The sequence below is a fragment of the Caballeronia arvi genome (assembly GCF_001544695.2).
Lineage (GTDB): Bacteria > Pseudomonadota > Gammaproteobacteria > Burkholderiales > Burkholderiaceae > Caballeronia > Caballeronia arvi.
Genome location: NZ_FCOM02000031.1, coordinates 1 through 25,232, shown reverse-complemented (window position 1 = coordinate 25,232; position 25,232 = coordinate 1). Strand labels below are relative to the sequence as shown.

20 protein-coding genes are annotated in these 25,232 nt (G+C 63.7%); 18 read left to right on the top strand and 2 right to left on the bottom strand.

Annotated features, from left to right (window positions below; genetic code table 11):
* Positions 1 to 45: 45 nt before the first annotated feature.
* From AWB74_RS27205 to AWB74_RS27145, 12 genes are all read left to right on the top strand, one after another.
* A complete protein-coding gene (locus tag AWB74_RS27205) occupies positions 46 to 675 on the top strand; it encodes a tetratricopeptide repeat protein (protein ID WP_061149766.1) in 630 nt (209 codons plus the stop codon).
* Between the two features lie 123 nt (positions 676 to 798).
* Positions 799 to 1,944: an outer membrane protein assembly factor BamB gene (gene bamB, locus AWB74_RS27200; protein WP_061149765.1), complete on the top strand. Its 1,146-nt coding sequence runs from the start codon at positions 799 to 801 to the stop codon at positions 1,942 to 1,944.
* A 383-nt stretch (positions 1,945 to 2,327) separates the two neighbouring features.
* Positions 2,328 to 3,668 carry a ribosome biogenesis GTPase Der gene (gene der / locus AWB74_RS27190; RefSeq protein ID WP_061149763.1) on the top strand — a complete coding sequence of 447 codons (1,341 nt, stop codon included), beginning with the start codon at positions 2,328 to 2,330 and terminating at the stop codon, positions 3,666 to 3,668.
* A gap of 161 nt (positions 3,669 to 3,829) precedes the next feature.
* Entirely contained in the window at positions 3,830 to 4,066 is a 237-nt protein-coding gene (hfq, locus tag AWB74_RS27185; RefSeq protein ID WP_006999489.1) for an RNA chaperone Hfq, read from the top strand.
* An 86-nt stretch (positions 4,067 to 4,152) separates the two neighbouring features.
* On the top strand, positions 4,153 to 5,421 hold the full coding sequence (gene hflX / locus AWB74_RS27180) for a GTPase HflX (protein WP_061149762.1): 1,269 nt from the start codon (positions 4,153 to 4,155) through the stop codon (positions 5,419 to 5,421).
* A 59-nt stretch (positions 5,422 to 5,480) separates the two neighbouring features.
* The gene (gene hflK / locus AWB74_RS27175; RefSeq protein WP_061149813.1) at positions 5,481 to 6,872 is read left to right on the top strand and encodes an FtsH protease activity modulator HflK; all 1,392 of its coding nucleotides are present in this window, start codon (positions 5,481 to 5,483) and stop codon (positions 6,870 to 6,872) included.
* An 11-nt stretch (positions 6,873 to 6,883) separates the two neighbouring features.
* Complete coding sequence (hflC, locus tag AWB74_RS27170) at positions 6,884 to 7,786, top strand: protease modulator HflC (protein ID WP_061149761.1); 903 nt, start codon at positions 6,884 to 6,886, stop codon at positions 7,784 to 7,786.
* A 52-nt stretch (positions 7,787 to 7,838) separates the two neighbouring features.
* On the top strand, positions 7,839 to 8,030 hold the full coding sequence (locus AWB74_RS27165) for a DUF2065 domain-containing protein (protein WP_061149760.1): 192 nt from the start codon (positions 7,839 to 7,841) through the stop codon (positions 8,028 to 8,030).
* 109 nt (positions 8,031 to 8,139) lie between these two features.
* Complete coding sequence (locus AWB74_RS27160; RefSeq protein ID WP_061149759.1) at positions 8,140 to 9,291, top strand: ATP phosphoribosyltransferase regulatory subunit; 1,152 nt, start codon at positions 8,140 to 8,142, stop codon at positions 9,289 to 9,291.
* Between the two features lie 152 nt (positions 9,292 to 9,443).
* Positions 9,444 to 10,790 (top strand): adenylosuccinate synthase, encoded by a 1,347-nt coding sequence (locus tag AWB74_RS27155; RefSeq protein ID WP_061149758.1) that lies wholly within the window; start codon positions 9,444 to 9,446, stop codon positions 10,788 to 10,790.
* A gap of 101 nt (positions 10,791 to 10,891) precedes the next feature.
* Positions 10,892 to 11,452: a phosphoribosyltransferase gene (locus AWB74_RS27150; protein ID WP_061149757.1), complete on the top strand. Its 561-nt coding sequence runs from the start codon at positions 10,892 to 10,894 to the stop codon at positions 11,450 to 11,452.
* 270 nt (positions 11,453 to 11,722) lie between these two features.
* On the top strand, positions 11,723 to 13,615 hold the full coding sequence (locus AWB74_RS27145) for a potassium transporter Kup (protein WP_061149756.1): 1,893 nt from the start codon (positions 11,723 to 11,725) through the stop codon (positions 13,613 to 13,615).
* A gap of 72 nt (positions 13,616 to 13,687) precedes the next feature.
* Here AWB74_RS27145 and AWB74_RS27140 read toward each other — a convergent pair whose 3' ends face one another.
* Positions 13,688 to 16,015: a Tex family protein gene (locus tag AWB74_RS27140; protein ID WP_061149812.1), complete on the bottom strand. Its 2,328-nt coding sequence runs from the start codon at positions 16,013 to 16,015 to the stop codon at positions 13,688 to 13,690.
* 296 nt (positions 16,016 to 16,311) lie between these two features.
* Here AWB74_RS27140 and AWB74_RS27135 point away from each other — a divergent pair, with 296 nt between their 5' ends.
* The 3 genes from AWB74_RS27135 (at position 16,312) to AWB74_RS27125 (ending at position 19,673) form a co-directional block, all read left to right on the top strand.
* A complete protein-coding gene (locus tag AWB74_RS27135) occupies positions 16,312 to 17,082 on the top strand; it encodes a flotillin family protein (protein ID WP_235024687.1) in 771 nt (256 codons plus the stop codon).
* Between the two features lie 63 nt (positions 17,083 to 17,145).
* Complete coding sequence (locus tag AWB74_RS27130; protein ID WP_061149754.1) at positions 17,146 to 17,379, top strand: DUF465 domain-containing protein; 234 nt, start codon at positions 17,146 to 17,148, stop codon at positions 17,377 to 17,379.
* A 65-nt stretch (positions 17,380 to 17,444) separates the two neighbouring features.
* Positions 17,445 to 19,673: an ATP-dependent DNA helicase gene (locus AWB74_RS27125; protein WP_061149753.1), complete on the top strand. Its 2,229-nt coding sequence runs from the start codon at positions 17,445 to 17,447 to the stop codon at positions 19,671 to 19,673.
* A gap of 80 nt (positions 19,674 to 19,753) precedes the next feature.
* Here AWB74_RS27125 and AWB74_RS27120 read toward each other — a convergent pair whose 3' ends face one another.
* On the bottom strand, positions 19,754 to 20,587 hold the full coding sequence (locus AWB74_RS27120; protein ID WP_061149752.1) for an outer membrane protein assembly factor BamD: 834 nt from the start codon (positions 20,585 to 20,587) through the stop codon (positions 19,754 to 19,756).
* 110 nt (positions 20,588 to 20,697) lie between these two features.
* On the opposite strand from AWB74_RS27120, the gene AWB74_RS27115 reads away from it, so the two are divergent.
* From AWB74_RS27115 to phaC, 3 genes are all read left to right on the top strand, one after another.
* The gene (locus AWB74_RS27115) at positions 20,698 to 21,873 is read left to right on the top strand and encodes an RluA family pseudouridine synthase (RefSeq protein ID WP_061149751.1); all 1,176 of its coding nucleotides are present in this window, start codon (positions 20,698 to 20,700) and stop codon (positions 21,871 to 21,873) included.
* Positions 21,870 to 22,706 carry a peptidoglycan editing factor PgeF gene (gene pgeF, locus AWB74_RS27110; protein ID WP_061149750.1) on the top strand — a complete coding sequence of 279 codons (837 nt, stop codon included), beginning with the start codon at positions 21,870 to 21,872 and terminating at the stop codon, positions 22,704 to 22,706. Before AWB74_RS27115 ends, pgeF begins: the two co-directional genes overlap by 4 nt.
* Positions 22,707 to 23,034: 328 nt before the next feature.
* Complete coding sequence (gene phaC / locus AWB74_RS27105) at positions 23,035 to 25,077, top strand: class I poly(R)-hydroxyalkanoic acid synthase (protein ID WP_087039213.1); 2,043 nt, start codon at positions 23,035 to 23,037, stop codon at positions 25,075 to 25,077.
* Positions 25,078 to 25,232: the final 155 nt, after the last annotated feature.

Genomic DNA, 25,232 nt, shown 5'->3' with positions numbered 1-25,232 from the left:
GCGTCGCGCCGGATCAAATGAAACGCAGGAAGGACTAGCTGGACGATGAGCTATCACGACGAACAAGAATCACTTGAAAGCGTAAAGGCCTGGTGGGCCAGATGGGGTAACAGCACGACTTGGATCGTGCTCGTGGCGCTCATCATCGCGGCCGGTTACAACGGATGGAACTACTGGCAGCGTCGTCAGGCGGCCGAAGCTTCGGTGCTGTACGACCATTTGCAGCAGGCGGTAAACGGCAACGACCAGGCGCTCGTCGCGCGTGTCGCGGCGGACATGGAAGACAAGTTCGGCGGCACCGCTTACGCGCAGATGACCGCGCTCGCGGCCGCGAAATCGCTCTACGCCGCGGGCAACACGGCAGGCGCGAAGGCGCAGCTGCAGTGGGCGATCGATCACGCGAAGGACGGCGAGTACAAACAGATTGCGAAGCTGCGACTCGCGCTCGTTTTGCTCGACGAAAAGAATTACGACGCAGGGCTCAAGCTGCTCGCGGATCAACCGCTCGACGCGTTCAAGGGCGTGATTGCCGATCGTCGCGGCGATCTGCTCGCCGCGCAAGGCAAGCGCGACGATGCGCGCGCGGCGTACAAGGTTGCGCTCGACGCGCTGCCCGCGAATGACACGTCTGCGCGCCAACTGGTTCAGTTCAAGCTCGATGCGCTCGGCGGCTGATCCCGACGTTTCCGTATCGACTCGACATTGCTCAATGGAGCTGCTCGCTCTCAGCGTCGCCATGAAGCGACGCGGCGGCCAGCACCGATCAACCTCATTCAACCATTCATATTGCGTCCACCGATGATTTTTTTGAAACGCTACGCCGTGCCGCTCGCTTGCGCGATGACCGCCTTGCTGGCTGCTTGCTCGTCGACCAAGGATGAACGCCGCGTGCCGGTGCCGCTCGCCGAATTCAAGCCGGTGTTGAACGTCAATCAGGCGTGGAAGGCGAGCGTCGGCAAGGCCGGCCGTTATCTGTTCTCGCCGGTCGCGGTGGACGACTTCGTGTTTGCTGCGGGCACGAACGGCACCGTCGCCAAGATCGACGCGAAGACCGGACAGGACGTCTGGCGCACGAAGCTCAAGGACGATCTGTCCGCGGGTGTCGGCAGCGATGGCAACCTCACGGCCGTGGGCGGCCTGAAAGGCCAGGTCGATGTGCTCGGCGCCGACGGCAAATTGCTCTGGACCGCCACGGCGCCGGGCGAGATCATTTCGCCGCCGCTCGTCGGCAACGATCTCGTGATCGTGCGCACGATCGACGGCAAGGTCATCGCATTCAATGCGCAGACGGGCGAGCAGCGGTGGGTCTTCCAGTTGCGCGCCGTGCCGCTGAACCTGCGCGTCGCGGCGGGCATGACGTTCGCCGGCAATCAGGCCGTGCTCGCGGGCTTCCCCGGCGGCACGTTCGCGGCGATCAACCTGCAGACCGGCGATGCCTACTGGCAAGCGCCTGTGTCATATCCGAAGGGCGTGACCGAAGTCGAGCGTATCAACGACGTGACCGGCGCGCCGGGCCTCGTCGGCGCACAGACCTGCGCGGTGACGTTCCAGGGCCGTATCGGCTGCTTCGACGCGAACTCCGGGCGTCCGGTGTGGGAGAAGAACTTCTCGAGCGACAGCGGCCTCGCGCAGGCTGAGCAAGTGGTCGCAGCGGGCGACGACTGGTCGGTCGTCAACGCGTTCCGCGCGTCGGATGGCTCGCAGCTCTGGAAGACGGAAACGCTCAAGAACCGCAATGTCAGCGTGCCGTTCATTCTCGGCCGCGCGGTCGTGGTGGGTGATTACCAGGGCTTCGTGCACTTCCTGAACACGGAAAGCGGCGAGCTGGTCGGCCGTGCACCGACCGACGGCAGCGCGATCACCGCTGCGCCTGTGCTGGCGGGCAACACGCTCGTCGTGCAGACGCATGATGGCGATCTCTACGGTTTCCGCCCGAGCAACTGACCGGCACCACCGGCCGCGAGCGAGCCTGGCGCTCTTTCGCGGCCGACAGCAGCAAGCGCGCCGTCGAACCGGCGGCGCGGCAGGCTCGCCACGACGAGCCGCACGAGAAAGAAGCGGCGCCGCGCGCGTCGCGATAAAACCCGCACGCAGAAGCAGGGTGCAAGAATGAAGCGCGTCGCGCGAAGGCGACGTGCGAAACGAGCCTCCACAGAGGCAACCGGCCGACGACCGCCGAAGGGCTGTCCCGCGCACCTCGCGTGCGGCAAGCCGAATCCATGCTAATTTTCGACAAGCGCAGCCATTGCGCGGCGTAGCGGAACGCAACGAGAAGTTTCTACCGCCCGTTCCGCGTTCGCCCAGCGTTCAACCTTGAACAACATCAGATGAAACCCGTGATTGCCCTCGTCGGGCGCCCCAATGTGGGGAAATCGACTCTTTTCAACCGGCTCACCCGCTCGCGCGATGCGCTCGTCGCGGACCTGCCGGGCCTGACCCGTGACCGCCACTACGGCGAAGGCCGTGTGGGCGGCGAGCGGCCGTATCTCGTCGTGGACACGGGCGGCTTCGAGCCGGTCGCGAAGGATGGCATTCTGCACGAGATGGCGCGTCAGACGCGTCAGGCGGTCGAAGAGGCCGACATCGTCGTGTTCATCGTCGATGGCCGCAACGGGCTCGCGCCGCAGGACAAGGCGATTGCGGATTACCTGCGCAAGACGGGCCGGCCGCTCTTTCTCGTCGTCAACAAAGCCGAGGGCATGAAGTATTCGGCGGTCGCGGCGGACTTCTACGAGCTGGGTCTCGGCGACCCGCGCGCAATCTCGTCGGCACACGGCGACGGCGTCGTCGAGATGATCAACGACGCGCTCGACATCGCGTACAAGGATCAGCCGGAAGAGACCGAAGAAGAGAAGGCGAAGCACGGCGTGAAGATCGCGATCGTCGGTCGTCCGAACGTCGGCAAGTCGACGCTCGTGAACACGCTGATCGGCGAGGAGCGCGTGATCGCGTTCGACATGCCCGGCACCACGCGCGATTCGATCTACGTTGATTTCGAGCGGCAAGGCCGCAAATACACATTGATCGACACGGCCGGCCTGCGCCGCCGCGGCAAGGTGTTCGAAGCGATCGAGAAGTTCTCGGTGGTGAAAACGCTGCAGTCGATCGCTGACGCCAACGTCGTGATTCTCTTGCTCGACGCGCAGCAGGACATTTCGGAGCAGGACGCGCACATCGCGGGTTTTGTGGTCGAGCAGGGCCGCGCGCTCGTGGTCGGCGTGAACAAGTGGGACGGTCTGGATTCGCACGTGCGTGAACGTACGAAGGCGGACCTGACGCGCAAGCTCAAGTTTCTCGACTTTGCCAAGTTCCACTACGTTTCGGCGCTGGAGAAGACGGGCATCGGCGCATTGATGAAATCAGTCGATGACGCCTACGCCGCCGCAATGGCCAAGCTGCCGACGCCGAAGCTCACGCGCGCGCTCATCGAAGCGGTCGAATTCCAGCAGCCGCGCCGTCGCGGGCCGGTTCGGCCGAAGCTGCGCTATGCGCACCAGGGCGGCCAGAATCCGCCGATCATCGTCGTGCACGGCAATGCGCTCGACGCGATCACGGACACATACAAGCGCTATCTCGAAGGGCGCTTCCGTGAAACTTTTGGTCTCGCCGGCACTCCACTGCGCATAGAGTTTCGGTCGAGCCGAAACCCTTACGCGGACAAGGAATAAAGAGCCGCGAGAAGCCTTGCGTTACGGCGCCGCTGGCCATTTGGCCGACCGGGCACGGAAACGTAAAACAGCGAAAATCGGCTATAGTGTAGCGATTGTCGGCGGATCTCTTTTTCTTCGTCCACAATACTTCCAACCTGCAAAAAAACACGGAGTTTGCTATGAGCAACAAAGGGCAATTGTTACAAGACCCGTTTTTGAACGCACTGCGTAAAGAGCACGTGCCGGTGTCGATCTATTTGGTCAACGGCATCAAGCTTCAAGGGAACATCGAATCGTTCGACCAGTACGTCGTGTTGCTCCGAAATACGGTCACCCAGATGGTCTATAAGCACGCCATTTCGACGGTCGTGCCGGCCCGCCCGGTGAATTTCCACCCGGACGCTGAATCGTCCTAAACCTCGTCGCGACCGGCGCACTTTGCACTTCAAACACGAACATTAAGCAACTCGCCGGTCGCTTCAAAAAATCTGAAAACATCAATTTGATCAACGCAGCGCTCGTCGGCATCGACTTCGGCAAGATCGATTTCGAAGCCAGTCTCGAAGAACTCAGTCTGCTCGCACAAAGTGCGGGCGCCCATCCCGCCGTCACGCTCACCGGCCGCCGTCAGAGTCCCGATGCCAAAATGTTCATCGGCAGCGGCAAGGTCGAGGAATTGCGCCTGCAATGTGAAGCGAGCGACGTCGAGCTCGTCATCTTCAACCACGCGCTCGCACCCGCGCAGCAGCGCAATCTGGAAGTCGCGCTGAATCGCCGCGTGGTGGATCGCACGAGCCTCATTCTCGATATCTTCGCGCAGCGCGCCCGCAGCCACGAAGGCAAGCTGCAGGTCGAGCTCGCGCAACTGCAATATCTGTCGACGCGCCTGATTCGCGCATGGACTCACCTCGAGCGGCAGAAGGGCGGTATCGGCTTGCGGGGTCCGGGTGAAACGCAACTCGAAACCGACCGCCGGCTGATCGGCGAGCGCATCAAGGCGCTCAAGTCGCGGCTCGAAAAGCTGCGCCGTCAGCACGGTACGCAGCGGCGTCAGCGCGCGCGCAATCGCACGATGTCGGTGTCGCTCGTCGGCTATACGAACGCGGGCAAGTCCACGCTCTTCAACGCGCTTACCAAGGCGCAGGCGTACGCGGCCAATCAGCTCTTCGCGACGCTCGACACCACTTCGCGCCGCGTGTTCCTCGGCGAAGAGGCGGGCCATGTCGTCGTGTCGGACACGGTCGGGTTCATCCGCGAATTGCCGCACCAGCTCGTCGCCGCGTTCCGCGCGACGCTCGAGGAAACCATTCACGCGGACGTGCTGCTGCATGTCGTCGATGCGTCGAGCGCGGTGCGCCTCGATCAGATCGATCAGGTGAACGAGGTGTTGCGCGGTATCGGCGCGGACGATATCCGCCAGATTCTCGTCTTCAACAAGATCGACGCGGTGCCCGAGCTCGCGGCCCGCGACGAGGCGGTTGAAAGGGACGAGTATGGTAATATTTCGCGCGTTTTCTTGAGTGCACGCACGGGTCAGGGACTCGATGCGCTGCGCGCTGCCATCGCCGAAATCGCCACGGCGGAATCCGAAGAAGCCGACGCGGGCCTACCCAGCGTGCTCGCCGAATTTCCGGTATCGCAAGAGGCGTCCGAAGCAACGCAATCCACGCAGTCCGGGTCTAACGCCATACACGACGCAAACGCGCAGCCGGAAGACCACCGGCAGGCCGTAGAACGTGACGATCACAAGGTTCCCGAGCACGGGCATTGACTTGCTCCGGAACTGCATCGACCCCGCATCGACCCGGCTGTCTAATGGTGAATCACCGAGTGAACGACTACAAAGAGCGGACTATCCGGCAAGCTGAGCATGCCGTCTTTTCGATGAACGATCCGCGCTGGGGGCGGGGCGACGGCAATGGCGTGAAGAACGACACGAAGCGTCCGCAAGACGGCAAGCGCCCGAACGGCAAGGACGAAGGTCCGCCCGATCTTGACGAGATGTGGCGCGAGTTCAATCGCCGCCTCGCCGGCGTGTTCGGCAAAAAGCCCGGCAACGGCGCGCCGCGCGAAAACGGCCGCGGCACGAAGATCGGCCTCGGAATCATCATCGGCGTGCTGATCGCCATCTATCTCGGCAGCGGCGTGTTCGTCGTGCAGGACGGTCATGTCGGCGTCGTTTCACAGTTCGGCAAGTATCGTCAGACGGTCCCGCAGGGCATTCACTGGCGCCTGCCGTATCCGTTCCAGTCGAACGATATCGTCGATACATCGCAGATCCGCTCCGTCGAAATCGGGCGCGGCGCCGCGCTCTCGCAAGGCAACGTGCGCGACGCATCGCTTCTGACGAACGATGCCGATATCGTCGACGTGCGCTTCGCCGTGCAATATCAGATCAAGTCGCCTACCGATTTCCTTTACCGCAGCGTCAACGCGGACGACAGCGTCACGCAGGCCGCGCAGGCGGCGGTCCGCGAGATCGCCGGCGGCCTCAGCACGGACGACATGCTCTACAAGGATCGCGAGGCGCTGCGCGCGCGCCTGATGGAATCGATCCAGCGTTCGCTCGACACGTATCGCACCGGCCTGCAGGTGACGGGCGTCGCGGTGCAGAGCGTGCAGGTGCCGCAACAGGTGCAGTCGGCGTTCGAGGAAGCGTCGCGCGTGCGTCAGGACAACGAGCGCGCACGCGACACCGCGCAGGCCTTTGCGGATCAGTTGCTCCCGCGTGCGAAGGCGGACGCGGCCAAGCTGATCGACGAGGCGAGGGCGTACAGCAACCGCGAGGTCACGCAGGCGCAGGGCGACGCCGAGCGCTTCAAGGAGGTCTACGCGGAGTATTCGAAAGCGCCCGCGGTGATCCGTCAACGCATGTACCTGGATACGATGCAGCAAATCTATTCACGCACCACCAAGGTGTTCGTCGACAGCAAGGCCGGCAATAACGTGGTGTATCTGCCGCTCGACAAGCTCATCGAAGGGAATCGACAGCAGGCGTCGGCGCCGGCGAGCGCGAGCGGCGCGGCCGCGACGAGCGCGCCGGCCACGGCTGAAGGGCCGCAGGCGCGCGCGCAGGGCGCGGCGAGCGCATCGGCGCCGGCTGCCGCGGCACCCGCCAGCGCGGCGAGCGCGGCAAGCGGTGCGAGCGCGAATGCCGGCGGCGATCCGCTGCGCTCGCGTGATGCGTTCCGCTCCCGCAGCCGCTCCGAAGACTTACAGTAAGGAGCGCGAACATGAATCGAATCATTGCGCTCGTCGTCGCCGTCGTCATCGTGCTGTTCATCGGTTCGTCGATGATCTTCACCGTCGATGAAAGACATGCCGCCATCGTCGCCGCGCATGGCGAAGGCAATCCGCGTCTCGAAGGCCCCGGCCTGCACTTCAAGCTGCCGCCGCCGTTCCAGACGCTCACGCTCGTCGACACACGCACGCTCACCATCGACGAATCCGGCGCGGACCGCTTCTCGACCTCGGACAAGAACGAAGTGCTGGTGAACACGGTGATCAAGTACCGCGTCGCCGACCCGGTGAAGCTCTTCGAGAGCAACGAGAAGAACACGCAGACGGCCCAGGAGCGCATCGTCGCGCTTGGGCGCACGGCGCTCGCGAGCGGCTTCGCGAAGCGCACGCTCACCGATGCGCTCGGCAATCAGCAGGCGCTCGCGAGCGACGCGCAGAAGAGCGTGGAAAGTGCGGCGGCGGCGTTCGGCGTGCAGCTCGTCGATCTGCAGATGACGCGCATCGACTTTCCGTCGGCGGTGGCCGATTCGGTCTACAAGCGCATGATCGCAGCGCGCCAGCAGGCGGCGGCGAACGAGCGCGCGAAGGGCACGGCGGAAGCGGACAAGATCAAGGCCGACGCGGAACGCACGCAGCAGGCGATTCTCGCGGACGCCTACAGCCAGGCGCAGTCGATCAAGGGCGAAGGAGACAGCAAGGCGGCGGCCATAGCGGCCGATGCGTACGGACGCGATCCGCAGTTCTACCAGTTCTATCAGAGCCTCGAAGCGTATAAGAAGACGTTCAAGCCGGGCGATGTGATCGTCGTCGACCCGAGCAGCGATTTCTTCCGCTTCATGAAAAGCCCGACCGGCGGCGCGACGGACACGTCGCCCCCCGCCACGGCGAAGCGCTGATTCCCGCCCGCGCCGCGCACCGGATTCTGGCCGGCGCGGCGCCTAAATTCCCCTGGACATGGCCGAGACGTTACTGCTCGCTGTTGCGTTGATGTTGATCATCGAAGGCATGTTTCCCTTCGTTTTCCCGACCGCGTGGCGCGATACCTTTCGCCGCATCGCGGAGCGGCCCACGCACCATATCCGCATCGGCGGACTGATCGCGATGGTGCTCGGGCTCATCCTGCTGCTGATCGCGACGTGAGTCGCACCGGGCAGCAGGCCGCCGTTTCGCCTATCTTGTCTTTATCTTTTCGTCCCTGACCGTTGAAGTCCGCGATCGCCGAACTTCGCGTCCCGTAGGAATCGCATCGATGTCCACCTGGTTACTTCCCGAGAATATCGCCGACGTTCTGCCGTCGGAAGCCCGCAAGATCGAAGAGCTGCGCCGCCGCCTGCTCGATCGTTTCCGTTCGTACGGCTACGAACTCGTGATGCCGCCGATGCTCGAGTATCTCGAATCGCTGCTGACGAGCGGTGGAAGCGACCTGAACTTGCGCACCTTCAAGCTCGTCGACCAATTGTCCGGACGTACGCTGGGCCTGCGCGCGGACATCACGCCGCAGGTCTCGCGCATCGACGCGCACTTGCTGAACCGGCAAGGCGTGACGCGCCTGTGCTACGCGGGCGTCGTGCTGCACACGCGGCCGCGCGGGCTGCACGCGACGCGCGAGCAGATTCAGATCGGGGCTGAAATCTACGGTCACGCCGGGCTCGAAGCCGATCTCGAAATCCAGCAGCTGATGCTCGATTCGCTGCATCTGGCAGGTCTGAGGAAAGTGCGTCTCGATTTGTGCCACGCGGGCGTGCTCGCCGCGCTGCTGGAGCTCGAACCGGCTGCGGCTTCACTCGGCGAAGCGCTCTATGAGGCGCTCGCGAGCAAGGACGTGCCGCGCCTGAACGAACTCACCGCGCATCTCGGACAGGTGCCGCGCGAGGCGCTGCGCGCGCTGCCGTCGCTTTATGGCGATGCATCGGTGTTGCAGATCGCGCGTGGCCGCCTGCCGAATCTGCCGGTGATCGCGCGCGCGCTCGACGATCTCGCGTTCCTCGCGAGTCAGGTCGAAGGCGCGGAGTTGATGATCGATCTCGCGGATTTGCGCGGCTACGCGTATCACAGCGGCGTGATGTTCTCCGCTTACATCGATGGCGTGCCGAATGCTGTAGCACGAGGCGGCCGTTACGACGACGTTGGCCTCGCGTACGGCCGTGCGCGACCCGCGACGGGCTTTTCGCTCGACCTGCGCGAAGTGGCGCGCATCTCGCCCGTCGATGCCCGCGGCAGCGCGATCCTCGCGCCGTGGAAGCACGACGAACCGTTGCGCGCGGCGATTCAGGCGCTGCGCGGCGCGGGCGAAGTGGTGATTCAGGCGCTGCCCGGCCACGATCACGTCCTCGATGAATTCGCGTTCGACCGCGTGCTCGTTGAGCGTGACGGCAAGTGGACAGTCGAGGCGCGCGCCTGAGCGAGATGACTACAGTCGCTTGATCGGCAAGGACTTTTTGTTAGCCGATACCAATCATGCGAGCGTGACGAAATCGCGAAACGCGTCCCGAAAAATTCGGAACCTTTCGCGAACATAGGTAAAATACGTTTTTAACCAGCTAACGAATCAACATGTCTGCCAGCGCAGTGAATGTGAACCCCGGGCGCAACGTCGTCGTGGTGGGCACCCAGTGGGGTGATGAGGGCAAGGGCAAGATCGTCGACTGGCTGACGGACCACGCCCAGGGCGTCGTGCGCTTCCAGGGCGGTCACAACGCCGGCCATACGCTCATCATCGGCGGCAAGAAAACCATTCTGCGCCTCATTCCGTCGGGCATCATGCGCGCGGGCACGGCCTGTTACATCGGCAATGGCGTCGTGTTGTCGCCGGAAGCGCTCTTCAAGGAAATCGACGAACTCGAAGCCGCGGGCGTCGACGTTCAGAAGCGTCTTTTCATTTCCGAAGCCGCCACGCTCGTTCTGCCGTATCACGTCGCCATCGACCAGGCGCGCGAAGCCAAGCGCGGCGCGGGCAAGATCGGCACGACCGGCCGCGGCATCGGCCCGGCGTACGAAGACAAAGTGGCCCGCCGCGGCCTGCGCGTGCAGGATCTCTTCGACCGTGCGGTGTTCGAGGAACGCCTGCGTGAAGCGCTCGATTTCCACAACTTCGTGCTGACGCAATATCTCGGCGCGAAAGCCGTCGACTATCAGGAAACGCTCGACACGATGCTCGGTTACGCCGACCGTCTCGCGCCGATGGTCACCGACGTCTCCCGTCGTCTCTACGATGCCAACCACGCCGGCAGCAACCTGCTGTTCGAAGGCGCGCAAGGCACGCTGCTCGATATCGACCACGGTACGTATCCGTACGTCACGTCGAGCAACTGCGTCGCGGGTGCGGCCACTGCAGGCGCGGGTATCGGTCCGCAGCGCCTGAACTACATTCTCGGCATCACCAAGGCGTATTGCACGCGCGTCGGTTCGGGCCCGTTCCCGAGCGAACTGTACGACGCCGACAATGCGCAACGCCAGGACCAGATCGGCCTGAACCTCGCGACCGTCGGCAAGGAATTCGGCTCGGTGACCGGCCGTCCGCGCCGCACCGGCTGGCTCGATGCCGCCGCGCTGCGCCGTTCGATTCAGATCAACGGCATCTCGGGCCTGTGCATGACCAAGCTCGACGTGCTCGACGGTCTCGACGAAGTGAAGCTCTGCACGGGCTACACGCTCGACGGCAAGCCGGTCGACATCCTGCCGCGCGGCGCATCGGAAGTGGCGCGTTGCGAGCCGGTGTACGAAACCTTCGGCGGCTGGAAGGAAAGCACCATCGGCATCACGCAATGGGATGCGCTGCCCGCGAACGCGCGCGCCTATCTCACGCGCGTGCAGGAAGTGGCGGGCGTGCCGATCGACATGGTGTCGACCGGCCCGGATCGCGACGAGACCATCCTGCTTCGCCATCCGTTCAAGGTCTGAGCGCTCGAAGAGCCTCGACCCGAACCGGACGCTGTAAAGAATGTGGCCGCCTCCTGCGGCCACATTTCGTATATAACCTAAGCATTTGAAAGAGCCTCACCATGATCGCGATGACGGACCCGCGCAACGACGAAAAGAACCTCTGGGTCGGCTGGGATGAATACCACCGGCTGATCGAAGTCCTCGCACTGAAGGTGCACGAGTCGGGCTGGAAGTTCGACAAGATCCTGTGTCTCGCGCGCGGCGGCCTGCGCGTGGGCGATCAGCTCTCGCGCATCTACGACCTGCCGCTCGCCATTCTCGCGACGAGTTCGTACCGCGAAGCCGCGGGCACGGAGCAGGGCGAGCTCGACATCGCGCAATACATCACGATGACGCGCGGCGATCTCTCCGGCAACGTGCTCCTCGTCGACGATCTCGTCGACTCCGGCGTCACGCTCGCGCGCGTGCAGGAGCATCTGAAGGAACGCTATCCGGGCATCACGTCGGTGCGCTCGGCGGTGCTCTGGTACAAGGCGTGCTCGAAGATCACGCCTGACTATCACGTTCAGTTTCTCGAAACGAACCCGTGGATTCATCAGCCGTTCGAGGAGTGGGACACGGTGCGCCCGCATAACCTCGGCGCGTGGATCAAGCGAGGCATGCAAAACGGCCGCGGATGATTCACGCCGCCTGATCGTTTCACCGCATGACGAGACGAGCGCCGTTCGCCTGGCACACTGCCGGGCGTAACGGCGTTTTTGTTTCCGCGACCGGCCGACGAGCGCGACGAATCATGACGAGCACGCCCGCCGACGCACACGAGGCACGATGCTAAACTCTCACTCGCGTCTGTCGTGGCGCATGAGCAACACGCGAGAGGGCGTCTTCTCGTGCGACGTTAGATAGAATGGCGTTCGTTTTATTCCGCCCTGGACGGATATCTCGCTTTTATGACTAACACGACTCACGCGCACGAGCATAAACAACCCCTTTCCTCGCTTGCGCTCGCGGCCATCGGCGTCGTATTCGGCGATATCGGCACGAGTCCTCTCTATTCGTTGAAGGAAGCCTTCAGCCCGTCGCACGGCATCGGCTTGTCCGAGGCGTCGATCCTCGGCGTCATCTCCTTGCTGTTCTGGGCGATCGTCATGGTGGTCGCCGTCAAGTACGTGCTCTTCGTCATGCGCGCCGACAACAACGGCGAAGGCGGCGTGTTCGCGATGACCACGCTCGCGCTGCGCAGCGTCGGAGGCGCGGGCAAGGTCTCGGGCGTGCTGATGATGCTCGGCATCTTCGGCGCCTGCATGTTCTATGGCGACGCGGTCATCACGCCGGCGATGTCGGTGCTGTCGGCCGTCGAAGGTCTCGAGATCGCCGCGCCCAAGCTCACGCCTTATGTGCTGCCGATCACGATCGTCATCCTGATCGCGCTGTTCTGGATTCAGCGACACGGCACGGCGGTGGTCGGCAAGCTCTTCGGCCCGATCATGGTCGTGTGGTTCGTGACCCTCGCGGTGCTGGGCGCAGCGCACATCATCAAGGAGCCGCGCATCATCGTCGCGCTCAATCCGTACTACGCGATTTCCTTCATGGCGCAGCACGTGCTGCAGGCGTATATCGTGCTCGGCTCAGTCGTGCTCGTGCTGACGGGTGCGGAAGCGCTGTACGCGGACATGGGACACTTCGGCGCGAAGCCGATCCGCTATGGCTGGTACGGCCTCGTGATGCCCTCGCTGCTGCTGAATTACTTCGGCCAGGGCGCATTGCTGATGCACGACCCGAAGGCCATCGAAAGCCCGTTCTTTCTGCTCGCGCCCGACTGGGCCTTGCTGCCGCTCGTGATTCTGTCGACGGTCGCCACCGTGATCGCGTCGCAGGCTGTCATCTCGGGCGCGTATTCGCTGACGAGTCAGGCAATCCAGCTCGGCTACGTGCCGCGCATGAAGATTCTGCATACGTCGGAACTCGCGATCGGCCAGATCTATATTCCGCTCGTGAACTGGATGCTGCTCTTCATCATCCTGTGCATCGTCATCGGCTTCAAGAGCTCGGAAAATCTCGCGGCAGCGTATGGTCTCGCCGTCACCGCGACGATGCTCACGACCACCATCCTCGTGTCGGTCGTGATGGTGAATCTGTGGGGCTGGAACCGCTTTCTCGTCGGCGGGATGATCGCCGTGTTCCTCATGATCGACATCGGTTTTTTCGGTGCGAGTCTGCTCAAGATCGAACAGGGCGGCTGGCTGCCGTTGTGCATCGGCGGCGCACTCTTCTTCCTGCTGATGACTTGGTACAAGGGCCGCATGATCGTGAAGGATCGCACGGCCGCGGACGGCATCCCGCTCATGCCGTTCCTGCAAGGCTTGCTTGCGCATCCGCCGCATCGCGTGTCGGGCACGGCCATTTATCTCACCGGCAGTGATTCGCTCGTGCCCGTGAGTCTCCTGCACAACCTGAAGCACAACAAGGTGCTGCACGAACGCACCATCTTCATGAACTTCAAGACGCGCGACATTCCCTATGTCGATGACGCGCATCGGCTCGAAGTGAAGGATATCGGCGGCGGGCTGTTCCTCGTGAAGGCGGCGTACGGCTTCAACGAGACACCGGATGTGAAGGAGGTGCTCGAGCAGATCACGCGCTCGCACGCGATGACCTTCGAACTGATGGACACGTCGTTTTTCATGGCGCGAGAAACCGTCGTGCCAACGGAATTACCGGGCATGTCGGTGTGGCGCGAGCGCGTGTTCGCATGGATGCACCAGAACGCGGCGAAGCCGACGGATTTCTTCAGTATTCCCGCAAATCGCGTCGTCGAGCTGGGAACGAAAATCGAGATCTGACGAAGCGTTTTGCAGTGTCAAAAAAGAAAAACCCCACGTGAAAACGTGGGGTTTTTGCTTTGGCGTCCGGCTTCAGCGTTTCAGTTTAGCGAACGCTGCGGCCATTGCGCCTCCCGGCTCCGGCTCGCGTCGCTGATTCGGACGTGCATCGCGCCGGCGATCCTGCGAAGAGCCGCGTGACTGCGATCCTGCGTTGTCGGATGCCGGCGCGAGGTCGTCGTCGAGGCGCATCGTGAGTGAAATGCGCTGGCGCTTCACATCGGTTTCCAGCACTTTCACCTTCACGATTTGACCGGCTTTCACGACTTCATGCGGGTCCTTGACGAACTTCGTCGACAGCGCCGAAACGTGTACGAGGCCGTCCTGATGCACGCCGATATCGACGAACGCGCCGAAAGCAGCCACGTTGGTCACGACGCCTTCGAGGATCATGCCCGGTACCAGATCCGATATCTTCTCGATGCCTTCCTTGAACGTCGCCGTCTTGAACTCGGGGCGCGGATCGCGGCCAGGCTTTTCGAGCTCGGTGAGAATGTCGCGCACGGTCGGCAGACCGAAACGATCGTCGACGAATTCCGTCGGTGAAAGACCCGTCAACGCTTCGCGCTTGCCGAGCACATCGCCGATATGCTTCTTGATCTTCGCGAGAATGCGCTCGACGACCGGATACGCCTCCGGATGCACCGACGAGCGATCGAGCGGATTCTCGCCGTTGTTGATGCGCAAGAAGCCCGCTGCCTGCTCGAAGGTTTTATCGCCGAGACGCGGCACCTTCTTCAGATGCTCGCGCGACGGGAACGGCCCGTTGGCATCGCGGAAATCGACGATATTGCGCGCGAGCGTTCCGTTCAGCCCCGATACGCGCGCGAGCAGCGCGACGGACGCTGTGTTCGCATCGACGCCGACCGCGTTCACGCAATCCTCGACGACCGCATCGAGCGAGCGCGCGAGTTCGCGCTGATTCACGTCGTGCTGATACTGGCCGACGCCGATCGCCTTCGGCTCGATCTTCACGAGTTCGGCGAGCGGGTCCTGCAGACGCCGCGCGATCGACACCGCGCCGCGCAAGGAGACATCGAGATCCGGAAATTCCTTCGCCGCCAGTTCCGACGCCGAATACACCGACGCGCCCGCTTCCGACACGACGATTTTCTGCAGCTTCAGCTCCGGATGCTTCGCGATGAGCTCGCTCGCGAGTTTGTCGGTTTCGCGCGATGCCGTGCCGTTGCCGATCGACACGAGCTCGGCTTGCGTCTGCGCCGCGATACGCGCGAGCTTTGCAAGGGAACCGTCCCAGTCGCGGCGCGGCTCGTGCGGATAGATGGTGTCGGTGGCGAGCACCTTGCCGGTGCGATCGACGACTGCGACCTTCACGCCCGTGCGCAGACCCGGATCGAGGCCGATCACGGCCTTCGGGCCGGCCGGCGCGGCCAGCAGCAAATCCTTCAGATTGCGCGCAAACACGCGAATGGCTTCGTGCTCGGCTTCTTCGCGCAGTTGCGTGAGCAACTCGGTTTCGATATGCGGCTGCACCTTCACGCGCCAGCACCAGCGGCAGACGTCGGAGAGCCATTTGTCGGCAGCGCGGCCGCGATTGGCGATACCGAAATGGCCCGCGATCATCGCTTCGCCCGGATGCGGAATCTGCGCATCGAGCTCTTCGCCGAGACCGAGCTTTACGCTCAAAACGCCCGCGTTGCGGCCACGGAACAGCGCAAGCGCGCGGTGCGACGGCACGGTGCGGATCGTTTCGCTGTAGTCGTAGTAGTCGCGGAATTTTTCGCCTTCCTCGCCTTGCTTGCCGTCCACCACGCTCGACATGACGAGCCCCTGGTTGAACAGATGCTCGCGCAGCTTGCCGAGGATCTCGGCGGTTTCGCCGAACTGCTCGGAGAGGATGTCGCGCGCGCCGTCGAGCGCGGCTTTCGTATCGGCGACGCCTTTGTCCGCATCAACATACTTTGCCGCTTCGGCCTGTGGATCGAGCGTCGGATCGGCGAGCAGCGCCTGCGCGAGCGGCTCGAGTCCGGCTTCGCGGGCGATCTGCGCGCGCGTGCGGCGCTTGGGCTTGTACGGCAGATACAGGTCTTCGAGCACCTGCTTGCTGTCCGCGCCTTCGATGGCGTTGCGCAATTCGTCGGTGAGCTTGCCTTGCTCGTCGATGCTCGAAAGAATCGCGGCGCGGCGGTCTTCGAGCTCGCGCAGATAGAGCAGGCGCTCTTCGAGCGTGCGCAGTTGCGTGTCGTCGAGATTGCCCGTGACTTCCTTCCGGTATCGGGCGATGAACGGGACAGTCGAGCCTTCATCGAGAAGCTGCACGGCGGCGGCGACCTGGCGCGGCTGCACGGTGAGTTCGGTGGCGATGCGCTGTACGATCTTGAGTGCTACGGTTTGCGTCATGATTCTGCGCTGTCTTCGGCTCGGCGGCGGTCCGCACCGCATGCGCCGGATTCGCGTGAGCGAGGCGCTGCGGGCAGGTTGCCGCGTGGCGAGCGGGTTTCGGACCGGGTGGCTGAAGCCGGGCATTTTGCCATAAATGCCGGAGCGCTCCGGCGTGCGGTGATAGAATTTGGGCATCGGTGAAGCCGCTTCGCACCTGATTCTTTATCACGCTGCCCCTCACTCATTTGCCCAATTATTTGCCCAATTTTCGTCTTTCGAACCTGCCGGCCGCGGCGGCTGTTTTGCTATTGTGCGTGACGGGCATATCCGCGCCGCGCGACGCGCGCGCTCAATCCGCCAGGCCGATCGATCCCGGCACGTCCGTGAATGCGCGTCCGATCGATGCGGAGCCGTCGTCCGGGCAAAATGCCGACGACGCGCTGAAGTCCGGTTTCGTCCAGCGACAGAAAGCGCTGGACCAGCGCACCGAAGAAAACAACTACCGCTACGGCGTGAAGCAGCACGACTGCTACAGCAAGTTCTTCGTGAATCACTGCCTCGACAACGCCCGCAACGAAATGCGCGAAACGCGTCAGCAGATCCGTCAGCAACAACTCGCGCTCGACGACGAGCAGCGCGCCGAGCACGCCAGAGAACGCGATCAGCAGACCGCGATCAAGCAGGCGCAATATCAGGCGGAAGCCCCGCAACGTGCAGCGAACGAGCAGGCGAGCCAGAAGGCCTTCGAGGACAAGCAGCGTCAGAACGCGCTCGCCGCCGCGCAGCGCGAGGCCGATGCGCCGCAGCGCGCGGCCAGTCAGAAGGCTTACGATCAGAAGCAGGCGGACTACCAGAAGAAGCTCGACGAGGCACGCGCACGCGGCGTGCAGGACGCGCAGGAACGCGACGCCAAGGCGCAGCGGTACGAGCAGAAGCAGCAGGAAGCGGCGCAACATCGCGCGGAAGTCGAGGCGCGTCAGAAGGAAGCGGCAAGAAAGGCCCAGGAAAAGGCGCAACAGCAGGAGCAGGAGCGCCAGGAACAGTTGAAAGTGCAACAGCAACAACAGCAGCAGCAAGGGAAATAGGGCAGGCAGGCTCGCCGCGCGAGCCGGGCAAGCCCGAGCGAAAGAGGATGAAAGGAGGCGAGCATGCAGCAGCGCTTAAGTGAGTTCCCTCGCGCACCCCGACAACCCGCCACGGATGCCGCCGTGCTTCGCGATCGTATCGCGCAATTGCAGGAAGAGCATCACAGTCTGGACACGCTGATCAACAAAATGTCCGGCATCGACGACCTGGAACTGAGGCGCCTGAAGAAGCGCAAGCTCAAGGTGAAGGACACCATTCTCCTGCTGCAATTGCAGCTGGACTCGGACGCGCATTGAACGCCGGGCACCGGCGTCGGCATTTCGCATTCGACCGCGCCGAAACCCGCAGGATTTAGCACGCCTTGAACTCACCCTCACACACCAGCGACGACGCGAACACGTCGCCCGCGCTGACGAACAAGCGCAGCGCCGAGCTCGACGCCATCTTCTCCGCAGAAGGCCTGCTCGCGCGCGCGATCGATGGTTATCGCTCGCGCGCGTCGCAGATCGAAATGGCGCGCTCGGTCGCGGCCGCGATGGAAGCGTCCGGCCGCGCAATGCCCGAGCCCGCGATGTTCGAGGCGCAGCGCCGCCCCGCGCGCAAGCTCGGCCCGTCGGACAAGCCCTACGCGCCGGAAGAGCAGCCGGCGGAAGACATCGGCATCGCGACGGCGAAGACGGCCATCGACGGCGGAGAGAACACGCTCATCGTCGAGGCCGGCACGGGTACGGGCAAAACCTATGCCTATCTCGTTCCGGCGATGCTGTGGGGCGGCAAAGTCATCGTTTCGACCGGCACGAAGCATCTGCAGGATCAGCTCTTTCAGCGCGACATTCCCACGGTGCGCGACGCGCTCGCCGTGCCGGTGTCGGTCGCGATGCTGAAGGGCCGCGCCAACTACCTGTGCCACTACTACCTGGAGCGCACCGCCGACAACGGCCGCCTGCCGTCGCGCCAAGACACGTCGCATCTGCAGGAGATCATTCGTTTCGCGAAGATCACGCGCACCGGCGACAAGGCCGAACTCGCGAGCGTGCCGGAGAATTCCCCGGTCTGGCCGATGGTCACGTCCACGCGGGACAACTGTCTCGGCCAGGAATGCCCGCAGTACAAGGAATGCTTCGTGATGCAGGCGCGCAAGGAGGCGCAGCAGGCTGACATCGTCGTGGTGAATCATCACCTGTTCTTCGCCGATGTCATGCTGCGCGACACCGGCATGGCCGAACTCCTGCCGATGGCGAACACGATCATCTTCGATGAAGCGCATCAGTTGCCCGAGACGGCGACGCTCTTCTTCGGCGAGACGCTTTCGACGACGCAACTGCTCGAACTCGCGCGCGATACGGTCGCCGAAGGTCTTTCGCACGCGCGCGACGCCGCCGACTGGACCAAGCTCGGCGCCGCGCTGGAACGCGCTGCGCGCGACGTGCGGCTCGCGTTCAAGGAAGATTCGGTGCGTCTGTCGCTCGGCCAGTTGCCGGACGGCCATCCGCTCTTCGAAGCGCTCGACACGCTCGAAACGCATCTCGAGGCGTTGGCGTCCGCGCTCGGTTCGCATGCGGAGCGCGCGGAATCGCTGCAGGCGCTGGTGCGCCGCGCGCGCGAGTTGCAAGACCTGCTCGCGGGCTGGACCACGCCGCCGACGTCGCTCGAGCGCGCGGTCGTCGCCGATGAAGACGTCGCGAAAGAGGCCGCGAAGGAAGAGCCGAACGAAATGGTGCGCTGGATCGAGGTCTTCTCGCATACGGTCCAGTTGCACGAGACGCCGCTGTCGGTCGCGCCCATCTTCGCCAAGCAGCGCGCGGGCGTGCCGCGCGCGTGGATTTTCACGTCGGCGACGCTTTCCGTGCGTGGCGACTTCACGCATTACGCGGCGCAGATGGGGCTGAACGCGCGCCGTTCGATGACTCTGCCAAGCCCGTTCGATTACCCGTCGCAAGGTTTGCTTTATGTGCCGCGCAATCTGCCGCAGCCTTCGTCGCCGCAGTTCACCGATGCCGTGTTCGAAGCGGCGCTGCCGGTCATCGAAGCGGCGGGCGGCGGCGTATTCGTGCTGTGCACGACGCTGCGCGCGGTCGATCGCATCGCCACGCGTATGCGCGATGTGATCGAGCGGCGTGGCTGGGACAATCCGCTGCTCGTGCAGGGCGACGCGAGCCGCACCGAACTGCTCGATCGTTTCCGCGCTTACGGCAACGCGATTCTCGTGGGCAGTCAAAGCTTCTGGGAAGGCGTCGACGTGCGGGGCGATGCGCTTTCGCTCGTCGTCATCGACAAATTGCCGTTCGCGCCGCCCGACGATCCCGTGCTCGCCGCGCGCCTCGATGCGCTTACCAAGAAGGGCTTGAGCCCGTTCGCCGTGCATCAGTTGCCGCAGGCGGTCATCACGCTCAAGCAGGGCGCGGGGCGTCTGATTCGCGCGGAAACGGATCGCGGCGTGCTGATGATTTGCGACACGCGGCTCGTCGAAAAACCCTACGGCCGGCGCATCTGGCAAAGCCTGCCGCCGTTCAAGCGCACGCGCGAACTGGACGTGGTGCGCGAATTTTTCACCGATGCGGCGAAATGGAAAACGGAGCTGGCGGAATAAGGATCGGAATCCTGACTATTCATCGCTGCAAAAAAACGGCCGGTCATGTGTGAACCGGCCGTTTTTTCTTTGCGCCTGACTTACCAGATCTGATACCAGGGCTTGTCTGCGTTCGCGCGGCGCTTGCCCGTCACATACGGGCTGTCCGGGAACGTTGCGGCGAGCACGCGCTTGGTGTCGTCGGCGAGTTGCGGCTGATCGAGCTTCTCGTACGACAGCATCATGATGTGCAGCGCATCTTCCGTCGCCGGCGCGTTCCTGTACTCACGGATCGCGAGCTGTGCGCGGTTGATCGCGGCCACATACGCGCCACGGCGATAGTAATAATCCGCCGCGTGAACTTCGTGCGATGCGAGCGCGTTCACGATATAGCGCATGCGCTGCGCGGCGTCGGGCGCGTACTTGCTTTGCGGATACTTGTCGACGACGATCTTGAACGCGTCATAGGACTCGCGCAGCGACTTCGGATCGCGCTCGCTCATGTCCTGACCGGAGAAGCGGCCGAAGAGTCCGAGGTCGTCGTTGAAGTGGATCATGCCCTTGAGATAGTACGCATACGCGATCTCGGGATGATCCGGGTGCAGCTTGATGAAACGGTCGATGGCCTGGTCGGCGGAAGCGGTTTCGCTGTCCTTCCAGTAGCAGTACGCGACGTTGATCTGCGCCTGCTGCGCGAAATGGCCGAACGGGTCGCGGCCCTCGAGCGCTTCGAAGTACTTGGCGCACTTGCCCCAGTCGCTGCCGGACAGCGCGTCCTGAGCCTCCGTATATAATTTGTTGTTGTTCCACGTTGCCGTTTCGTCGGTCTTCTCGGGCAGGCCGTGACAGGCCGTGACGATGGCGACGCTCGCGGCCAGCGCCAGATACTTGATCGATTGACGCATCGAGTGATGAATGGTGTTGAAGGCTCGCATCAGTGCTTGCTGTTCCTGGCTGATTCTTGCAGATTCTTCGCTGTTGTAGCTGTATTTCCGGCGCGGCTTGCCGCTTCATGCCCGCTTCTTGCCGCCGAATTCTCGTTCAAATGACCCGCTCAAGTACTCGTCGTACCAAAGACCAACTCAAAGATTATAGCCGATGCGCCACCGGCGACGACTCAGCGTCCGCCGAATCCGCCGCCGCCGAGGGCCGCGAAGCGCCGCGCGAGGCGCGCGTGCCCGATGCGCTCGCGGGCGAGCGGCTCGACAAGGTGCTCGCCAAAATCTTCCCCGAATTCTCGCGCAATCGCATGCAGGGCTGGATCGAGGAAGGCCGCGTGCTCGTCGACGGCGCGCTCGCGAAGGTGCGTCAGCCCGTACCGCTAGGCGCCACGATCACCCTGGTGCCGGACCTGCTGCCCGAGCAGCTCGCATTTGCGCCGGAAGCCGTGCCGCTGCATATCGTGTATGAGGACGACACGCTCGTCGTCATCAACAAGCCCGCTGGCATGGTCGTGCATCCGGCGGCGGGCAACTGGAGCGGCACGCTGCTCAACGGTCTTTTGCATCGTTACGGCGATGCGGCCGCCGGCCTGCCGCGCGCGGGCATCGTGCATCGGCTGGACAAGGAAACCTCCGGGCTGATGGTCGTCGCGCGCACGCTCGAGGCGCAGACCGACCTCGTGCGTCAGTTGCAGGCGCGCACGGTGAAGCGCCGCTACGTCGCGTTCGTGTGGGGCAATATGCGTGACGAAGGCACGATCGACGCGCCGATCGGCCGCGATCCGCGCGAGCGCACGCGCATGGCGGTCGTGCAGAGCGCGTCGGGGAAGCCCGCGCGCACGCACTTCAAGACGATCGACCGCACGACGTGGCACGGCCAGCCGGTCAGCGCCATTCACTGCGATCTGGAAACCGGCCGCACGCATCAGATTCGCGTGCATTGCGCGCACGCCGGGCATCCGCTGCTCGGCGATCCCGTGTACGGGCACGTGCGCGGCAGGCGCTCGGTGACGCCGCTGCCCAACGGATTCGCGCGCCAGGCGCTGCACGCGTGGCGGCTCGGCCTGATACATCCCGCGACCGGCAAGGACGTGCATTGGCGCGCGGACGTGCCGGAAGACCTCGCGACGCTCGCCGCGGAGCTCGGCTTCGGGCAGGACGAGGACATCGAATTCGACGAAGACGATGACTTCGCGCAAGCCCACGAAATGGGTGAGGGCGAAGCGGACTGGGACGACGAAGAATACGAAGACGACGAGGACGAGGACAACGAAGCATGACCAGCAACGCCGCCGATCTGCAATCGAAGGACTGTCTCTGGCCGCGATGGAGCGTGTCGCCGCGCGTGCGGGCGTTCGTCACGACGCGCGCGGGCGGCGTGAGCATCGCGCCGTTCGATGGCGGCGCGCCCAGTGCGGGCGGGCTCAATCTCGGCTTTTCATCGGGCGATGGGCCGGACGCCGTGCGTGAGAACCGCCGCCGCGCGCTCGCTTTGACGGCCTCGCGCCATGCCGCGTGGCTCGAACAGATCCACGGCACTCAGGTCGAGAACGCGCACGCGGTCATCGATCGCCTCGCGCAGGGAGAGCGCACGCGCGCCGACGCGAGCGTGACCGACCGCGCGGGCGTCGTGTGCGTCGTGATGACAGCGGATTGCCTGCCCGTGCTCTTCTGCGACGACGAAGGCCGCGCGGTCGGCGCCGCGCACGCGGGCTGGCGCGGGCTGGCCGGCGGCATCATCGAGAAGACGGGCGAGCGCGTCGCGGCGCTCGCGGGCGTGCCGGCGTCGAAGCTCAACGCCTTTCTCGGGCCGGCGATCGGCCCGGCCGCGTTCGAAGTGGGCGAGGACGTGCTCGATGCGTTTGCCGCGGCCGCGCAGCCCGATCGGCGCGACGCGACGAACGCGGCGTTCAGGGCCGCGGGCGGCGTGCCGGCCAAATACTTCGCGGACATCTACGCGCTTGCGCGTCTGCGCCTCGCGGACCTGGGCGTCGACGCCGCACGCATCCACGGCGGCACGCACTGCACGGTGACGGAAAAGACGCGGTTCTACTCGTATCGCCGCGACCGCGTGACCGGCCGCATGGCGGCGATGATCTGGCTCGCCGATTGACCGTCGGCAGTCGAGCAGTGGTGTCGGATGCTACCCGACAATCATTTCTTGCCTATGACGAACCCCCTTTGTGAATGCAATATTTCGCATGGGGGAAAACGATAATTAAAAAAATACCGCGCTGCGGCAAAATCGGGACGAAGCATTGACATGCCTGACATCCTGGAGCAAGAATGTTCCCGGAATTCATTCAATCGGGCACGGCGTAGCAAGGCTTCTTCTTGCCGCGCGCATAAGGCGCACCAACACTTGCGCGCTGGTCAGGAAAGCCCGGCGATGCCTGCATTAGCAATCCAGGTCTTACGAGACTCACAGGTCAAAAGCGGGTATGGCTTCCAAATCTACTTCCTCCTCTTCCCGCTCCCGTACCGCCGACAGCACTTCGGCTCAAGCCTCATCTGCCGAAACGAATGGCGTACAGCAAGGCGTGCAGCAAGCGTTCGATCAATGGCTGAACGCGTGGCGCTCCGTCGCGGATCCCGCGCAATGGGCGAAATTCACTCAACAGACGAATAGCGCTAGTGCCGACACCGCCGATACCGCGAAAGATGCGGCCGGCGCTGCGGCGTCGCCGTTCGCGGCATTCGGCGCGTTCACCAACGGATTTCCGTCGGCATTCCCAAATGCATTCCCGACACTCGGCGCCATGCCGCAGATGCCCGATCTCACGAAGATGAACGGCATCGCGGAATTCGCGAAGCTCGCGAGCAGCATGCCGGGCTTCGGCGCGGCGATGCAGGGCTTGCCCACGCTGCCGAAGATTCCGACTGCGGCAATTCCTCCCGAGCGTCTGCACCAATTGCAGAGCGACTATTCGCGCGATGCGTCGGAATTGCTCAAGCAGGCGGGCGCGCAGGCCATCAATCCGTCGGCGCTGAAGGACCGGCGCTTCACCGATGTTTCGTGGCAGTCCACGCCCGCGTACGCGTTCACCGCCGCGTGGTATCTGCTCAACGCGCGCTATCTGCAGGAACTCGCGGACGCAGTGCAGAGCGATCCGAAGACGCGCGAGCGCATCCGTTTTACGGTGCAGCAATGGGCGGCCGCAGCCGCGCCGAGCAATTTCCTCGCGCTCAATCCCGAAGCGCAAAAGACGCTCATCGAGAGCAAGGGCGAGAGCCTGCGTCAGGGCATGCTGAATCTGCTCAACGACATGCAGCGCGGCAAGATTTCGCAGTCGGACGAATCGCGCTTTGTCGTCGGCAAGAACATTGCGTCGACGGAAGGCTCGGTCGTCTACGAGAACGAGCTCCTGCAACTGATCCAGTACAAGCCGCGCGCGCCGAAGGTCTACGCGCGCCCGCTCCTGATCGTGCCGCCGTGTATCAACAAGTACTACATCCTCGATCTGTCGCCGGAAAGCTCGCTCGTGCGTTATGCGCTCGAAGAAGGGCATCAGGTGTTCATCCTGTCGTGGCGCAATGCGGATCAGTCGATCGCGCACAAGACGTGGGACGACTACGTCGAAGAAGGTGTGCTCGAGACGATCGGCGTCGTGCAGGACATCAGCGGCGAAGACAAGATCAACACGCTGGGCTTCTGCATCGGCGGGACGGTGCTCGCGACCGCGCTCGCGGTGGCAAAAGCGCGCGGTGAAGAGCCGGCCGCATCGATGACGCTGCTCACGTCGATGCTCGACTTCTCCGACACCGGCGTGCTCGACGTGTTCGTCGACGAGGCGCACGTGCAGATGCGCGAGCAGGCGATCGGCGGCAAGGGCGGCGCGCCGGCCGGCCTCATGCGCGGCGTCGAGTTCGCGAATACGTTCTCGTATCTGCGTCCGAACGATCTGGTGTGGAACTACGTCGTCGACAACTATCTCAAGGGACGCACGCCGCAGGCCTTCGATCTGCTGTTCTGGAACAGCGATTCGACAAATCTGCCCGGTCCGATGTGCGTCTGGTATCTGCGCAACACGTATCTCGAGAACAAGCTGAAGAGCCCGAATGCGCTGACGGTGTGCAGCGAGTCGATCGACCTGTCGAGCCTCGCGCTGCCGACCTTCATCTACGGCTCGCGCGAAGACCATATCGTGCCGTGGAAATCGGCCTATGCATCCGCGCCGATTCTCACGGGCCCGCAGAAGTTCGTGCTGGGCGCGTCGGGTCATATCGCGGGCGTGATCAATCCGCCGTCGAAGAACAAGCGCAGCTTCTGGATGATCGACAGCGCCGACGAGCGTCTGCCCGACGATCCCGACGCATGGTTCGACGCCGCGGCGGAGCATCCCGGAAGCTGGTGGCCGACCTGGTCGAAGTGGCTCGCGGAGAACGCGGGCGAGCAGGTCAAGCCGGGCGCATCGCAGGGATCGAAGAAGTATCCGGTGATCGAGGCCGCACCCGGCCGCTACGTTTTGGAACGCGACTTCTGAACGGCGTGCGATCGTGCGTGAGAGCGCACGATCGCATGGTCTCAAGCCGCATTAACATTCGATGCCAAAAGGAAACTGAAATGACTGACGTAGTGATCGTATCGGCCGCGCGTACGGCGGTAGGCAAATTCGGCGGTTCGCTCGCGAAGATCGCG

Excerpts from the sequence above, each read along its gene's own strand:
- AWB74_RS27145 (WP_061149756.1), top strand. The coding sequence starts at position 11,723 with ATGACTAACACGACTCACGCGCACGAGCATAAACAACCCCTTTCCTCG.
- hflC (WP_061149761.1), top strand. The coding sequence starts at position 6,884 with ATGAATCGAATCATTGCGCTCGTCGTCGCCGTCGTCATCGTGCTGTTC.
- phaC (WP_087039213.1), top strand. The coding sequence starts at position 23,035 with ATGGCTTCCAAATCTACTTCCTCCTCTTCCCGCTCCCGTACCGCCGAC.
- AWB74_RS27140 (WP_061149812.1), bottom strand. The coding sequence starts at position 16,015 with ATGACGCAAACCGTAGCACTCAAGATCGTACAGCGCATCGCCACCGAA.
- AWB74_RS27150 (WP_061149757.1), top strand. The coding sequence starts at position 10,892 with ATGATCGCGATGACGGACCCGCGCAACGACGAAAAGAACCTCTGGGTC.
- der (WP_061149763.1), top strand. The coding sequence starts at position 2,328 with ATGAAACCCGTGATTGCCCTCGTCGGGCGCCCCAATGTGGGGAAATCG.
- bamB (WP_061149765.1), top strand. The coding sequence starts at position 799 with ATGATTTTTTTGAAACGCTACGCCGTGCCGCTCGCTTGCGCGATGACC.
- pgeF (WP_061149750.1), top strand. The coding sequence starts at position 21,870 with ATGACCAGCAACGCCGCCGATCTGCAATCGAAGGACTGTCTCTGGCCG.
- hfq (WP_006999489.1), top strand. The coding sequence starts at position 3,830 with ATGAGCAACAAAGGGCAATTGTTACAAGACCCGTTTTTGAACGCACTG.
- AWB74_RS27130 (WP_061149754.1), top strand. The coding sequence starts at position 17,146 with ATGCAGCAGCGCTTAAGTGAGTTCCCTCGCGCACCCCGACAACCCGCC.
- AWB74_RS27155 (WP_061149758.1), top strand. The coding sequence starts at position 9,444 with ATGTCTGCCAGCGCAGTGAATGTGAACCCCGGGCGCAACGTCGTCGTG.
- AWB74_RS27160 (WP_061149759.1), top strand. The coding sequence starts at position 8,140 with ATGTCCACCTGGTTACTTCCCGAGAATATCGCCGACGTTCTGCCGTCG.
- AWB74_RS27115 (WP_061149751.1), top strand. The coding sequence starts at position 20,698 with ATGACCCGCTCAAGTACTCGTCGTACCAAAGACCAACTCAAAGATTAT.
- AWB74_RS27205 (WP_061149766.1), top strand. The coding sequence starts at position 46 with ATGAGCTATCACGACGAACAAGAATCACTTGAAAGCGTAAAGGCCTGG.
- AWB74_RS27120 (WP_061149752.1), bottom strand. The coding sequence starts at position 20,587 with ATGCGAGCCTTCAACACCATTCATCACTCGATGCGTCAATCGATCAAG.